General features: G+C 43.3%; 12 protein-coding genes, 1 tRNA gene and 2 pseudogenes. 7 read left to right on the top strand and 8 right to left on the bottom strand.

Annotation, left to right across the window (positions count from 1 at the left end; all coding sequences use genetic code 11):
- Positions 1-203: 203 nt before the first annotated feature.
- Positions 204-653: a hypothetical protein gene (locus KZ793_RS11655; protein WP_225815495.1), complete on the bottom strand. Its 450-nt coding sequence runs from the start codon at positions 651-653 to the stop codon at positions 204-206.
- 115 nt (positions 654-768) lie between these two features.
- Positions 769-942, bottom strand: coding sequence for a hypothetical protein (locus KZ793_RS11650; protein ID WP_157852157.1), 174 nt, complete (start codon positions 940-942; stop codon positions 769-771).
- Between the two features lie 166 nt (positions 943-1108).
- Between KZ793_RS11650 and KZ793_RS11645 the strand changes: the two genes are divergently transcribed.
- Both KZ793_RS11645 and KZ793_RS11640 read left to right on the top strand, forming a co-directional pair.
- On the top strand, positions 1109-1336 hold the full coding sequence (locus KZ793_RS11645; protein WP_225815494.1) for a DNA glycosylase family protein: 228 nt from the start codon (positions 1109-1111) through the stop codon (positions 1334-1336).
- On the top strand, positions 1324-1653 hold the full coding sequence (locus tag KZ793_RS11640; protein WP_225815493.1) for a DNA glycosylase family protein: 330 nt from the start codon (positions 1324-1326) through the stop codon (positions 1651-1653). The genes KZ793_RS11645 and KZ793_RS11640 overlap by 13 nt, the downstream gene beginning before the upstream one ends.
- A 219-nt stretch (positions 1654-1872) precedes the next feature.
- Here KZ793_RS11640 and KZ793_RS11635 read toward each other — a convergent pair whose 3' ends face one another.
- From KZ793_RS11635 to KZ793_RS11625, 3 genes and pseudogenes are all read right to left on the bottom strand, one after another.
- Entirely contained in the window at positions 1873-2466 is a 594-nt protein-coding gene (locus KZ793_RS11635; protein ID WP_225815492.1) for a nuclear transport factor 2 family protein, read from the bottom strand.
- Positions 2467-3001: 535 nt separating this feature from the next.
- Positions 3002-3091, bottom strand: a pseudogene (locus KZ793_RS22880) (hypothetical protein); the annotation flags it as partial.
- Positions 3085-3179: transfer RNA gene (locus KZ793_RS11625), tRNA-Sec, on the bottom strand. The gene KZ793_RS11625 and the pseudogene KZ793_RS22880, both read right to left, overlap by 7 nt.
- A 237-nt stretch (positions 3180-3416) precedes the next feature.
- Between KZ793_RS11625 and prlC the strand changes: the two genes are divergently transcribed.
- Positions 3417-5459 carry an oligopeptidase A gene (gene prlC / locus KZ793_RS11620; RefSeq protein WP_225815490.1) on the top strand — a complete coding sequence of 681 codons (2043 nt, stop codon included), beginning with the start codon at positions 3417-3419 and terminating at the stop codon, positions 5457-5459.
- A gap of 5 nt (positions 5460-5464) precedes the next feature.
- A complete protein-coding gene (gene rsmJ / locus KZ793_RS11615) occupies positions 5465-6208 on the top strand; it encodes a 16S rRNA (guanine(1516)-N(2))-methyltransferase RsmJ (protein WP_225815489.1) in 744 nt (247 codons plus the stop codon).
- A gap of 37 nt (positions 6209-6245) precedes the next feature.
- Here rsmJ and gdhA read toward each other — a convergent pair whose 3' ends face one another.
- Both gdhA and uspA read right to left on the bottom strand, forming a co-directional pair.
- Complete coding sequence (gdhA, locus tag KZ793_RS11610; RefSeq protein ID WP_225815488.1) at positions 6246-7589, bottom strand: NADP-specific glutamate dehydrogenase; 1344 nt, start codon at positions 7587-7589, stop codon at positions 6246-6248.
- A 261-nt stretch (positions 7590-7850) separates the two neighbouring features.
- Positions 7851-8282 (bottom strand): universal stress protein UspA, encoded by a 432-nt coding sequence (uspA, locus tag KZ793_RS11605; RefSeq protein WP_118987682.1) that lies wholly within the window; start codon positions 8280-8282, stop codon positions 7851-7853.
- Between the two features lie 461 nt (positions 8283-8743).
- On the opposite strand from uspA, the gene uspB reads away from it, so the two are divergent.
- Entirely contained in the window at positions 8744-9079 is a 336-nt protein-coding gene (uspB, locus tag KZ793_RS11600; RefSeq protein ID WP_036812627.1) for a universal stress protein UspB, read from the top strand.
- A gap of 55 nt (positions 9080-9134) precedes the next feature.
- Here the strand turns inward: uspB and pitA are convergent, their stop codons facing one another.
- Entirely contained in the window at positions 9135-10622 is a 1488-nt protein-coding gene (gene pitA / locus KZ793_RS11595) for an inorganic phosphate transporter PitA (protein ID WP_225815487.1), read from the bottom strand.
- Between the two features lie 299 nt (positions 10623-10921).
- Between pitA and KZ793_RS11590 the strand changes: the two genes are divergently transcribed.
- Both KZ793_RS11590 and KZ793_RS11585 read left to right on the top strand, forming a co-directional pair.
- Positions 10922-12106, top strand: coding sequence for a BaiN/RdsA family NAD(P)/FAD-dependent oxidoreductase (locus tag KZ793_RS11590; RefSeq protein ID WP_225815486.1), 1185 nt, complete (start codon positions 10922-10924; stop codon positions 12104-12106).
- 210 nt (positions 12107-12316) lie between these two features.
- Positions 12317-12518: pseudogene (locus tag KZ793_RS11585) on the top strand (helix-turn-helix domain-containing protein); the annotation flags it as partial.
- Between the last annotated feature and the right edge of the window lie 478 nt (positions 12519-12996).

Raw genomic sequence — 12996 nt, 5'->3', positions numbered from 1 at the left:
TACATTTGGAGAGAAGAAATGACAACAACTTTATCCACAGAACTCTATTAGCCGCGCATTTATGGCGACAAGAATCAAGTGCAAAGTATTGATATTGTTGTTAGTTTTCATTTATTTAGCTGGTATGGTGTATTGTTGCTATTATTTAGTAAACCCGGCAAATATCACCGGGTATTATGATGCGTTTTTTTAACATCCAGACATCATGATGGTTTTCGGAATGATGAAGGGTTCCTCTGAACCTGCTGCTCATTAACGGAAGAAAATAAATAGTAAATTTTGTCCTCTACTGATGGGTCTCTTTTCATTTTTATGACAATTTTGGAATCCTCTCTGGGAACACGATAATAAGCTATAAGCCCTTTTTCCTGATTTTCATAATCAAAATCGAGAACCAAGATTTTTTCATCCCCTGAATCGGGATAATAATAATACTCTTCGAAATAAACCACTTGCCCATCCTTAACAAAGATAATCTTGGAAAAAATATCAGTCCTTTCCTTTAACTCCGCGCCAATGACAGACTTAATTTCGTCAAGATTCCAACCACTATCAATAATATACAACGTGTCCCATTTAAACAGCGTGATTTTGCTGATGTTAACCAAGCAGTCTGTGTTTTGCTGGCAATGTTTATCAGCATAATCAAACATACTCTTAATAATGCTAAACTGTCGGTTACTATTGAACATAAAAAAAACTATCAGCAATGTACATGAAAAAAAAATGATTTTATTTTTTCTGCTGTTCCAATTGCATCGCCAATAGTTACTCAGGTGAAAAGCCATCTTCATTTCCTCTTTCAAATACCGAGTTCATATAAGAAAACTGCTCATCGGTGATTTTTTCTTTGACAATCTCAAACCCCATCGCATTTTTCTTGGCAACATACAGTCCTTCTTTATGAAAGCGATTCAACACTGCCTTGGCCTGCGCTTTCATTGACGAGTTCTTGCTCTGTAGGCCAATCCTACGCCCTATCTGGTTATTGAGTAAATCAATTGTCTGATCTGCGTCCTTAAGTAATGCAAAAACCGCATATATACAACTTAAGGTTGATGGTGACACAACAGGTCCTGATGAGCGCTTATCTGCTTTAGCATCGCATATGCTGGGACTTCTACAGCCTGTTCATCTATTTGAGTGTTTATATAAAGAGCACCCGATTATTGGTTCACTTATTGCCAGACAATCAGGTTTAAGAATTTATCAATCAGCCACACCGTTTGAAGCATTAAGTTGGGCGGTTATCGGTCAGCAAATCAGCGTCAGAGCGGCCATATCTATTCGCAGGAGATTTATTCAGGCAATGGGAGTTCAGCATTGCTCCGCTTAAGCCAATTAATTGAATCTGACAAATTAACATTAGCTATCTCTAATAGTGAGCCAGATATTCAACAGTTAATAGATAATCTACTCGCGATAAAAGGCATTGGTATGTGGACAATTAACTATTCCCTGTTACGAGGATTCAACTATTTAAATGGCTCATTACATGGCGACGTCGCAATAAGACGTAATATCCAAAAATTGTTTAATCAAAATGAAAAGGTTTCCGCAGAACAAGCAGAAAAATGGTGGGCAGATTTCTCTCCCTGGAAAGCTCTATTAGCCGCACATTTATGGCGACAAGAATCAAGTGCAGAGTATTGATGTTGTTGTTAATTTCTTTAGCTGGTAATAGGTGTATCGCTGCTATTGAACGATTAACCTTGTCTATAAAATAAGGAGGGGTTTCCTACTTATCAGTGCATATTTAGCCAACCTCGGACATTTCATCTGCCGCATCCAGTAGCTAGCAGGTTTTATAAAGAATTGCGTATACAAATTTTACGGACTCGCCCTTAGGTAAGTCCGTATGAAATTGTTGAATCAATTACTGGCACCTATCTGTTTCATAAGCACGTCCTCGTCCCAGAACAGATACTCTTCATCCATAACGACTCCTTCAAATCCTTTAGCTTTGACTTTGGTCCAGTGCCCAAGCGTTGCCATAGGGAGGTGATAAGACTTACCTGTAGGTTTGATAACCTTACCACCACCCAGATCCATAGGTTTCGTAAATGTTCCATCAGTAAATCCCGTTACAGCAGTCCATTCCCCATCATTTGTACCAAACCGCACCGGGTGCTCTGTGATTCGGTTGTCAGGGGCAAATGTCCACATATACTTCAGATCGTCAATGTGCTGTTGAATCCCCTTGGTAGTATGACCATCAGGATAGTGAACAAGAATGTCCATGGCATGGCTCTTATGTAGCTCCCACCATTTTTGGTTTGTATAGACTTTGAAATCAAGGTCGTCAAAGTTAGCCAGATTCTTTGCCAGAACTGCGGACATACCTTTGACTTTAGGTGCGGGTTGGTTTACTTTCGTGCCGGGCCAATTGTTCTGCACCGCAAACGCTATTGGGCTGGCAGTAAATAGTAAAAGTGTGAATAACGATAACCTCTTGAGACTTTTCATGATCTTTCCTCTTTGTTAGTGCTAAAGGAACTAAAAGATTGTTCTATATACCCAATAGATTTCAAGTTGCAGCGCGGCGGCAAGTGAACGCATCCCCAGGAGCATAGATAACTATGTGACCGGGGTAAGTGAAAGCAGCCAACAAAGCAGCAATTTGAAGGATGAAGGGTATAGCGAATTAAGTACTGTTGGCCCCCCTACATTGGATAGATTAAAAATGATAGTTCATCAGTTTGCTTGACCTTGATTAGATGGAGAAGAACCCTCCAAAACAACACGGTTTCATAAAGAGCAAATGACTAAACTGACTCACACACCGGATAACTATCGTATAGAAAGTCATCAAGGCCCCCCGATACTACGCCTAATAGAAAAGCCTGTAAATAGTCACCATGAGTAATTATAACGATGCAAAACCAACCAATGCCAATTGGCCGTTTCTACATCAAAATCGATTTCCATCAGTTTCAGGCAGGTATCACACAAAGGAACGGTGAGATCATTCTATCTTCATTACTTCAACAGGCGCTTTCTAAAGGTATTTTTCAAAATCAATATTTTCCCACCGCGCAAATCGAAGTTCTTGGGTACAAGCACCCGTTAGCAGGATGATTTGAATGGCGGAAGATCACAGGAGTCGAACCTGCCAGAGACCGCTGGCGGCCTCATCTGGATTTGAAGTCCAGCCGCCCCACCGGGGACGATGATCTTCCATATACATACCAAAGAATTATGAAAAGAAGTTAATCATAGCGCATATTATCTGGCTTCTGAATCCGTTTGCTGAAATCATTCTCAATTTCCTAAAAAGCATTAAATTTTATTGTTCATAAGCTCAACATTCACGTTGAGTTTGTCGAATTTTACCTACATCTTATTAGCCGATACCCATTACGATACCGCATTGCTCCGCTCAGCAATGTATCCAAAACATAAACAGGACGCTTTATATGACTAATCCGTTACTCGTTCCATCAGGTTTACCAAAATTTTCTTCTATTAAACCAGAACATGTTGTTCCCGCTGTAAAAGAAGTCATTGCCAATTATCGCCAAACCGTCGAAAAAATATTGGCCGAGAATACCGTTTTTACCTGGGATAATCTGTGTCAACCACTGGCCGAAGCAGGTGATAAACAGTCCCGTGCATGGTCACCCGTCAATCATCTGAATTCAGTTAAAAACAGCCCAGAATTACGTGCCGTCTATGAAGAAAGTTTGCCATTACTGTCCGAATTCAGTACCTGGTTAGGTCAGCACAAGGGACTATATCAAGCCTATAAGTCATTACGTGAAAGTGCTGAGTTTGAGAAGCTCTCTCTGCCTCAACGCAAAGTTGTCGAAAATGCACTGCGTGATTTTAAACTATCAGGTATTGGTCTGCCCGCAGAGAAGCAGAAACGTTATGGCGAGATTAGTGCGCGTTTGTCAGATTTAAGTTCGCAATTCAACAATAATGTGCTTGATGCCACTATGGGCTGGACCAAATTAATTACTGATGTGAAAGATCTGTCTGGTCTGCCTGAAAGCGCAATTGCCGCCGCTAAAGCACAAGCAGAAGTTAAAGGACAAAAAGGCTGGCTACTGACTTTAGAAGCACCAAGTTACCAACCCGTTATCACCTATGCAGATAATCGTGAACTGCGTCGGGAAATTTATTACGCCTACAATACCCGCGCATCCGATCAAGGCCCAAATGCAGGTAAATGGGATAACAGCGACGTGATAGCCGAAATTCTTGCGCTGCGTCACGAACAGGCACAATTGCTTGGTTTCAAAAATTATGCTGAACAATCCCTTGCAACCAAGATGGCAAAAACCCCGAAGGAAGTATTGGATTTTCTGAATGATTTGACAAAACGGGCGCATCCACAGGGCGAAGAAGAAGTAGATGAATTAAAAGGTTTTGCTAAATGGCATCATTGTGCCCACAAGCTGGAAGCTTGGGATATGACTTATTATGGCGAGAAACAAAAACAGTATGAGTTCTCTATCAATGATGAGCAGTTACGTCCTTATTTCCCTGAACAAAAGGCTGTTGAAGGGCTATTCGAAGTTGTTCGCCGTATCTATGGTATCACGGCCAAAGAGCGCCATGATGTAGAAACTTGGCACCCGGATGTCCGTTTCTTTGATCTGTACGATGACACAAATGAGCTGCGCGGTAGCTTCTATATGGATCTGTACGCACGCGAGAATAAACGTGGTGGCGCCTGGATGGATGAGTGTATCAGCAGAATGCGTCGTTCCAACGGCGAACTGCAAAAGCCTGTCGCTTATCTGAACTGCAACTTCAACAAACCTGTTGGCGATAAGCCAGCGCTGTTCACCCACAATGAAGTTAACACGCTGTTCCACGAGTTCGGTCACTGTCTACATCATATGCTGACCCAGATCGAAACGGCCGGTGTTTCCGGTATTGGCGGTGTACCGTGGGATGCAGTCGAAATGCCAAGCCAGTTCATGGAGAACTGGTGTTGGGAACCAGAAGCACTGGCATTTATCTCTGGTCACTACGAAACTCAAGAGCCTCTACCACAATCCATGTTGGATAATCTTTTGGCAGCGAAAAACTATCAGGCGGCTATGCGGATCTTACGTCAACTTGAGTTTGGTCAGTTCGATTTCCGTCTGCATGTTGAGTATGATCCAAAGAAAGGTGCTCAGACCATGAAAACCTTAAAAGAAGTGAAAAAATTGGTCTCGGTAGTGCCTTCACCTGAATGGGGCCGTTTCCCTCATTCATTCACCCACGTCTTCTCCGGTGGTTATGCCGCAGGTTACTATAGTTATTTATGGGCTGATGTGTTGGCAGCCGATGCTTACTCCCGTTTCGAGGAAGAAGGCATTTTTAACCGCGAAACCGGGCAATCTTTCCTTGATAACATTTTGTCCCGTGGGGGTTCTGAAGAGCCAATGGAGCTGTTCAAACGCTTCCGTGGCCGTGAACCAAAACTGGATGCAATGCTGCGCAATGCCGGTATCAAAGGATAATTAAGGTGGGTATCTGTTTAATCTGTGAACAAGGCGCTGATAACAGCGCCTTATCTCAACGGGTAGAGCGCTGGGGGTTGGTGCATGACGAAAGCGCTATTATGGCGTTGGTCCTTACCCCTCAACGCCTTGAACTTCGCAAACGGGATGAGCCAAAGCTAGGCGGCATCTATGTCGATTTTATATCAGGTACAATGGCCCATCGCCGCCGCTTTGGCGGCGGACGCGGTGAAGCAGTCGCTAAGGCCATAGGGATCAAAAAAGATTATCTGCCAACAGTCGTGGATGCTACCGCAGGCTTGGGACGCGATGCCTTTGTGCTGGCATCACTGGGTTGCCATGTAAGAATGCTGGAACGCCATCCTGTGGTCGCGGCATTGCTGGATGATGGGCTGCAACGGGGTTATCAGGATGAAGAAATGGGTGGCTGGTTGCAAGAGCGCATGACACTGCTCCATGCCTCTAGCATTACAACACTGGCCGATATTACGCCACAGCCCGATGTTGTTTATCTTGATCCTATGTATCCACATAGGCAGAAAAGTGCACTGGTGAAAAAAGAGATGCGGGTGTTCCAATCTCTGGTTGGCGCTGATGAAGATGCTGATAGTTTGCTATCCCCTGCACGGGCTTTGGCAAAACGCCGCGTCGTGGTAAAGCGGCCTGATTATGCAGAACCCTTAGCTGGTGTCGCTGCATCAGCAGCTATCACCACGAAAAACCACCGTTTTGACATTTATCCTTGTTAAAAAAATCAGCCGTATATTGCGGCTGATATCTTTTAACCTACAGAATACCTTGAGCAAGCATCGCGTCGGCAACTTTCACAAATCCAGCAATATTCGCACCCTGAACATAATTGGTCTGTTTGCCCTCACCACCATACTCAACACAGGCGTGGTGAATATCTAGCATGATGTGATGCAAACGTGCATCCACTTTTTCAGCCTTCCAACCTAAACGGGCCGCATTTTGTGCCATTTCCAGACCAGACGTTGCCACACCACCCGCGTTGGCGGCTTTACCTGGTGCAAATAGCACGCCTGCTTCAATAAAGGCTTCAGTCGCTGAAATAGTTGCTGGCATATTCGCCCCTTCAGCAACAGCTTTCACGCCATTCTTGATAAGAACCTTAGCCGCATCCAAATCCAGCTCATTCTGGGTGGCACATGGCAAAGCGATATCAACCGGCACAGACCACGGTTGTAACCCTTTCAAGAAAGTCAGACCCCGCTCTCTGGCATACTCTTCCACACGGCCATAGCGTTGGTTTTTTATCTCTTCAAAATGAGCCAGCTTCTCCGGTGTGAAACCCTCCTCATCAACTAAGGTACCGCCGGAATCAGAAGCGGTTACCACTTTCGCTCCCAATGCCATGCATTTTTCAATCGTATATTGCGCGACATTACCTGCACCGGAAACCGATACGCGCATACCTTCAAAGCCCATGCCATGACGTTTTAGCATGGCATTGACAAAATAGACCAGACCATAACCGGTGGCTTCCGGGCGAATCAAGCTACCGCCAAAAGAGAGACCTTTGCCAGTAAATACACAAGCCGTGTTATTAGAAAGCTTTTTCATCATCCCTGACATAAAAGCCACTTCACGGCCCCCCACACCAATATCACCTGCGGGAACATCAGTATCTGGCCCCAAATGGCGGTACAATTCTGTCATTAATGCCTGACAAAAACGCATCACTTCGCCCTGGCTTTTTCCTTTAGGATCAAAATCTGAACCTCCTTTACCACCACCCATTGGTAAAGTTGTCAATGCATTTTTTAAGGTTTGCTCAAAGCCCAGGAATTTCAGAATAGAGAGGTTCACTGATGGATGAAAACGCATACCACCTTTATATGGCCCAATGGCTGAGTTGAACTGCACTCGCCATGCACGGTTTACCTGAACTTTACCTTGATCATCTACCCAACAAACCCGGAACTGGATAACCCTTTCTGGCTCTACCATACGCTCCAGTAAGCTGTGTTCACGGTATTTCTGGTTTTGTTCAAGAAACGGCCAAAGAGAGGTAAATACTTCCCTAACAGCCTGGAGATATTCTGGTTGATATTCATCCCTGCGTTGAATCGATCCAAGAAATGAAGACAAAGATAGTAAACAGCTCATTTAGTTATTCCTTATTTCTACTTCGGTTTTGATGGAACCCCAGTCATTTTCTAATAATTATTTTTGTCGAAAATGTGAGGTAAGTTGTGTTTGCCCTTTGAATATATCACTGTTCTATATTCATCTTTCAAGAAGTTTTTTTGCAGAAAGGTAAAAAAAATTACTTGATTGCACCGGGCATAAGCCAAACAGTACTCCATTTCACCCAAAAAAACGCCTGCATAAGCAGGCGATTTTATCGAATAACTTTTCAATCTGTTGTCATTCATCATCACGCAGAGGAACAATCAGCATATCAACATGCACCGTGTTAATTAACTGACGAGCAGAAGACATCAATTTGCTCCAGAAATCCTGATGATGACCACAAACAACCATATCTATGTCATATTTCTTAATTGCATCAACGAGTACTTGCCCCAGATCACCACTACCACTCAGGGTCTCCTGAATGTCATAGTTTGAATCTGCGGAGAGAGCTTTCAGCGCACTGCGGGTCTCGTCAGTAATACGTTGCTGCATATCACCGAGATTAACATCAATCAAACCGGTGTAGAGATCGGAATAGTTAACATCAACATGGATCAGGGAAACTTTGGCATTGTACGGTTTTGCCATAGAAACAGCTTTTTTCACCAAAACCTGACTTTCTGGGGATAAATCAACCGCAACAAGAATATGTTTGTAGGTCATAAGCGAACTCCTTCCATAATGCCGAGTTAGTGAGTTGGCAGGGCAAATTGCCACTATCCTGTGTTTATTACTATCTAGAATGTGCTTCAAATATTGTTTCGATCACAGCTCGTCGTACTTAGCGATTGAGCAAAGAACATCCACCAAACAACATATACCACAATTGCTCTTCCTGCCACTTGATGGATAGCAAAATCCTGCGCTGAATTTATGGTCTTTCTTGATACCCAATATATTTACGTGAACAGCTAAGCAATCTCTCTAAGGTTGCATGGTTGGATAGAACTGACTAGATGGGTGTTTATGACGTTTTTCTGCTAGTTTTGTCCCAACTTACACAGAACAGGTTTTTTGTACTATCTGGCTATCTTTCCTACAATAAATATAACGGTGTCACCACCTGCAATTTTGATTTTTTCTTTTTTGTGACAGCTCTAGCTAACCATTCTAAGGAGGGGATTATGTTCAGTACAATCGCACTGTTTTGGGCACTGTGTCTTGTCTGCATTATCAATATGATGCGCTACTTCTCTTCACTACGAGCATTGCTGTCCATTCTTCGTCAGTCTGACCCCTTGCTTTATCAATCAGTAGACGGTAACGGCTTTTTCACTACTCATGGGCAACTTAATAAGCAAATACGGCTAGTGAACTATATCAATTCACAACGTTACCTTGATCATCATGATCCAGAAGTTGTTCTTCGTTGTGAAAGGTTGAGGAGACAATTTATTTTGACCAGTGCACTGAGTGGATTAGTTGTTATTTGCCTGATTTCTATGTTGATTTGGTATTAAATGAAAAGGCGGTAATAGTTAACCCATACCGCCTTCAAATTATTCATCAAAATAATTAAATCAGTTTCAAAGCGAACCAGTAAAGTGTACCAGACAACCCGATTGAAACCGGCAGCGTCAGTATCCAAGCCAACATGATATTTTGGATGGTTTTCCCCTGAACACCACCGCCATCTACTAACATCGTTCCAGCCACCGCAGAAGAAAGTACCTGTGTAGTAGAGACCGGCATGCCGGTATAACTCGCAACACCAATTGAAACAGCCGCAGTCATCTGAGCTGAAACACCCTGCGCGTAGGTCATACCTTTTTTGCCAATCTTCTCACCAATAGTGACTGCAACACGTTTCCAGCCAACCATCGTTCCCAAAGACAGAGCTAGTGCTACCGCAATGATAATCCAGACAGGCGCATACTCAACGGTGTGTAATAAGTCTTTCCGCAATTTATTCAGGAAACGGGCGTCTTCGGTACTGGTTTCAGGCAGTTTAGCCAGCGACTCAGCCGTATCAGCAATACACATCAACATGCGACGCATATTGTTACGCTGTTCAGCATTGAGCTCACTGTAGCTCTGAATGCCCTTCAATAGGCTTTCTGTCTGGTCAAGAACAACGACAGCACGAGTACTATCACAATGGAATCGTCCTGGTTCATCTTCCGCAATAGCGACCGATGGCGTCAGCTCAATTGCATGGGATAACGCTGAGCTATGTTGCTGATAATATTGCTGCAAGTGAGTAATAGCATCGTAGGTACGGGCAATGTCATAGCCATTAGCATTCATGTTTACGACAAATCCCGCTGGAGCTACACCAATTAGCACCAACATAATCAAACCAATACCTTTCTGACCATCATTCGCCCCATGAGAGAAGCTGACGCCTACCGCAGATAAAATTAGCGCAGTGCGTGTCCAGAAAGGAGGTTTACGCTTACCATCTTTCTTTTCACGTTCAGAGGGAGTCAGATGAATACGTTTACGTTTCTTGGTGCTACTCCAGTAACGGCGCAGTAGAAACACGATTGCCCCCGCAATGATCAATCCGATTAAAGGAGAGAGGATCAACGACAGGAAAATCTGTATCATCTTCGGCACATTCAACGCATCAACCACAGAAGAACCAGTTACGATCGCATTGGTCAAACCGATACCAATGATAGAACCAATCAAAGTATGAGAACTGGATGCCGGTAAACCGAAATACCAAGTCCCAAGGTTCCAGACAATCGCAGCCAGCAACATGGAAAACACCATAGCAAGGCCATGAGCAGAACTGACATTGAGAAGAAGATCGGTTGGAAGTAAATGTACAATCGCGTAAGCGACACTTAATCCACCAAGAAGAACACCAAAGAAGTTAAATACCCCAGCCATAACGACGGCGAACTGTGCTCGCATAGCACGGGTATAAATAACTGTTGCTACCGCATTCGCGGTATCATGAAAGCCATTAATGGCTTCATAAAATAGCACAAACAGTAGGGCCAGTACTAACATTAGGCTGGTGTGAAAATCCAAGCCAGTAAAAAGATGTAGCATAAACGTTAAGCCAGTTAGTTGGACATGAACGCGGCGCATTATCAGTGACAAATGCTAGCGGGGGAAGTGAAATATGAACTTTTTTTGATTCCATGACAACTAGATAACAATAAGAAATAGGAATATTCCTTATATATCATTAAATTACATATCTTTTAAAAAATTGACAATTTTAAGACAAAAGTCAGTTTACATGAAAAATTTAAGTCATAAGGGACTTTTTCCCCATAAACTTATCAAAAATGTAACATATTAGGGGAAATTCCCCACTAAATTATTTAGCCATAAAGAGAAAAGCAGTGGAAAGATTTGATGCAGTTATTATTGGTGCCGGTGCAGCAGGTTTGTTTTGCGCCGCTCAGGCAGGACAGCTCGGTTTACGGATACTGGTTCTGGATAATGGTAAAAAAGCTGGGCGTAAGATTTTGATGTCCGGTGGTGGACGTTGCAACTTCACTAATATGTACACAGAACCAACCGCTTATTTTTCTGCTAACCCTCATTTTTGCAAGTCTGCTCTGGCCCGTTATACACAATGGGATTTTATCGAATTAGTTCAACGTTATGGCATTGCTTACCATGAAAAAACACTGGGGCAGCTTTTCTGTGATGATTCTGCCCAACAGATAGTCGATATGTTGCTGAAAGAGTGTGAAACCGGTCAGGTTACTATTCGTCTGCGCAGCGAAGTTAGCCACGTAGAAAAAAATGAGCAGGGTTTCATTATCACCGTTAACGGAAAGCAAGTAAGTACACGCTCACTTGTCATTGCTTCCGGCGGGTTATCTATGCCTGGCCTTGGCGCAACTCCTTTTGGTTACCGGATTGCAGAACAGTTTGGCTTGAAAGTCTTGCCAACCCGCGCCGCTCTCGTACCTTTTACGCTGCATAAACCACTCCTGGAGCAACTTCATGTGCTCTCTGGTGTGTCTGTTCCTGCTCTTGTCACCGCAGAAAATGGGGTTTTGTTCAAAGAAAATATCCTGTTTACCCATCGGGGACTTTCTGGTCCAGCAATCTTACAAATTTCCAGTTACTGGCAGTCAGGAGAGTTTGTGAGTATTAACTTACTTCCAAACATTGATTTAGAAGCCTTTCTTGAGCAAGAACGGAGCTCTCACCCCAACCAAAGCATAAAAAATGCTTTGGCAAAATTATTACCGAAGCGGCTAACAGAGTGCTTGCAAACGCTCGGTCAAATCCCAGATATTGCTCTTAAACAACTAAACCCAAATCAGCAAAAACAGTTGGCTGTAAACCTCCAATCATGGCAAGTACAACCCAACGGTACTGAGGGCTATCGCACCGCCGAAGTGACGATGGGAGGCATTGATACTCACCAGCTCTCATCTAAAACGATGGAAACTAATCAGGTAAAAGGGCTCTATTTTATTGGTGAGGTGGTAGATGTCACCGGTTGGCTTGGGGGCTATAACTTCCAGTGGGCATGGAGTTCCGCTTGGGCATGTGCGCAAGCGTTGTGACTGGTGTGGAGAGACAATAAAGTTTGCCCGTAAGAGCGATTTGCCTTATGTTCTTACTGGCAACCATAGCAGCCACAATGGGTTTTCAGTATGGGCACAGCAGAAAACTAAATAAGCTTTCAAAAAAATAGATCACTTGAAGGGAACTCAGTCCAATTTTGGCGATCTAATCAATCGCCAAAAATCACAAACCCCAAAACGGGCTGAGTTATGCCCATCATAGCACCAATACCCCGAAATGAACGAAGCAGATACCCGTGATAAGGATTATGCTCGCCGATTAATGGCATTATTGATGCTACATGAAGGTCATACAGTGGCTCATGTCGCCAGAACCTTGCATGCCGCACGTTCTTCGGTTAATCGCTGGATTAACTGGTTTACCTTGTGTGACTTGGACGGGCTTGATTCCCCCATTAATACAGTACGGAAGGAAACACACTACGGGTCTAATTTGGACAATCAGACCCACAGTGTTGTTTCCAGTACATAGAGACAGCGACGGTGGTGCAGTTTGTGGTTTATAACCGATTCTTTGCCAATGATAATCCCCGAAACATAGAAACAAAGCTCCACTGACAATTGGGCGCCAGTTTTGGTGAAGACAGCCAGCGTCTGAGCAGCGGTCATGCAGCTGAAAACATGGTATTCATAAAATAGCCCTTAACCTACAAAATGAAAAAACAGCTAAAGTAAGCGTGAAAACCAAACGCCAGAAGGTAAGGTGGGATAATAACTAAATGAGATAATAATTAAATGTAATAATAATTATATTAATAATTAAATGGAATAATAATTAAATGGAATAATAATTATATAATGAAGGTTGTAGCAGGCTTGTGAGGTGTCCAAAAGTCATACGCCACTACAGAGTGCATTATCCAGTGGCT

Source organism: Photorhabdus antumapuensis (genome assembly GCF_020387775.1).
GTDB classification, from domain to species: Bacteria; Pseudomonadota; Gammaproteobacteria; order Enterobacterales; family Enterobacteriaceae; genus Photorhabdus; species Photorhabdus antumapuensis.
The sequence above is the reverse complement of the archived record's forward strand: the minus strand, read 5'-3'. Positions and strand labels throughout refer to the sequence as shown.

Coding starts and splice junctions, on each gene's coding strand:
- KZ793_RS11655 (WP_225815495.1), bottom strand. CDS start 653: ATGTTTGATTATGCTGATAAACATTGCCAGCAAAACACAGACTGCTTG.
- KZ793_RS11650 (WP_157852157.1), bottom strand. CDS start 942: ATGAAAGCGCAGGCCAAGGCAGTGTTGAATCGCTTTCATAAAGAAGGA.
- KZ793_RS11645 (WP_225815494.1), top strand. CDS start 1,109: ATGCTGGGACTTCTACAGCCTGTTCATCTATTTGAGTGTTTATATAAA.
- KZ793_RS11635 (WP_225815492.1), bottom strand. CDS start 2,466: ATGAAAAGTCTCAAGAGGTTATCGTTATTCACACTTTTACTATTTACT.
- prlC (WP_225815490.1), top strand. CDS start 3,417: ATGACTAATCCGTTACTCGTTCCATCAGGTTTACCAAAATTTTCTTCT.
- gdhA (WP_225815488.1), bottom strand. CDS start 7,589: ATGAGCTGTTTACTATCTTTGTCTTCATTTCTTGGATCGATTCAACGC.
- uspA (WP_118987682.1), bottom strand. CDS start 8,282: ATGACCTACAAACATATTCTTGTTGCGGTTGATTTATCCCCAGAAAGT.
- uspB (WP_036812627.1), top strand. CDS start 8,744: ATGTTCAGTACAATCGCACTGTTTTGGGCACTGTGTCTTGTCTGCATT.
- pitA (WP_225815487.1), bottom strand. CDS start 10,622: ATGCTACATCTTTTTACTGGCTTGGATTTTCACACCAGCCTAATGTTA.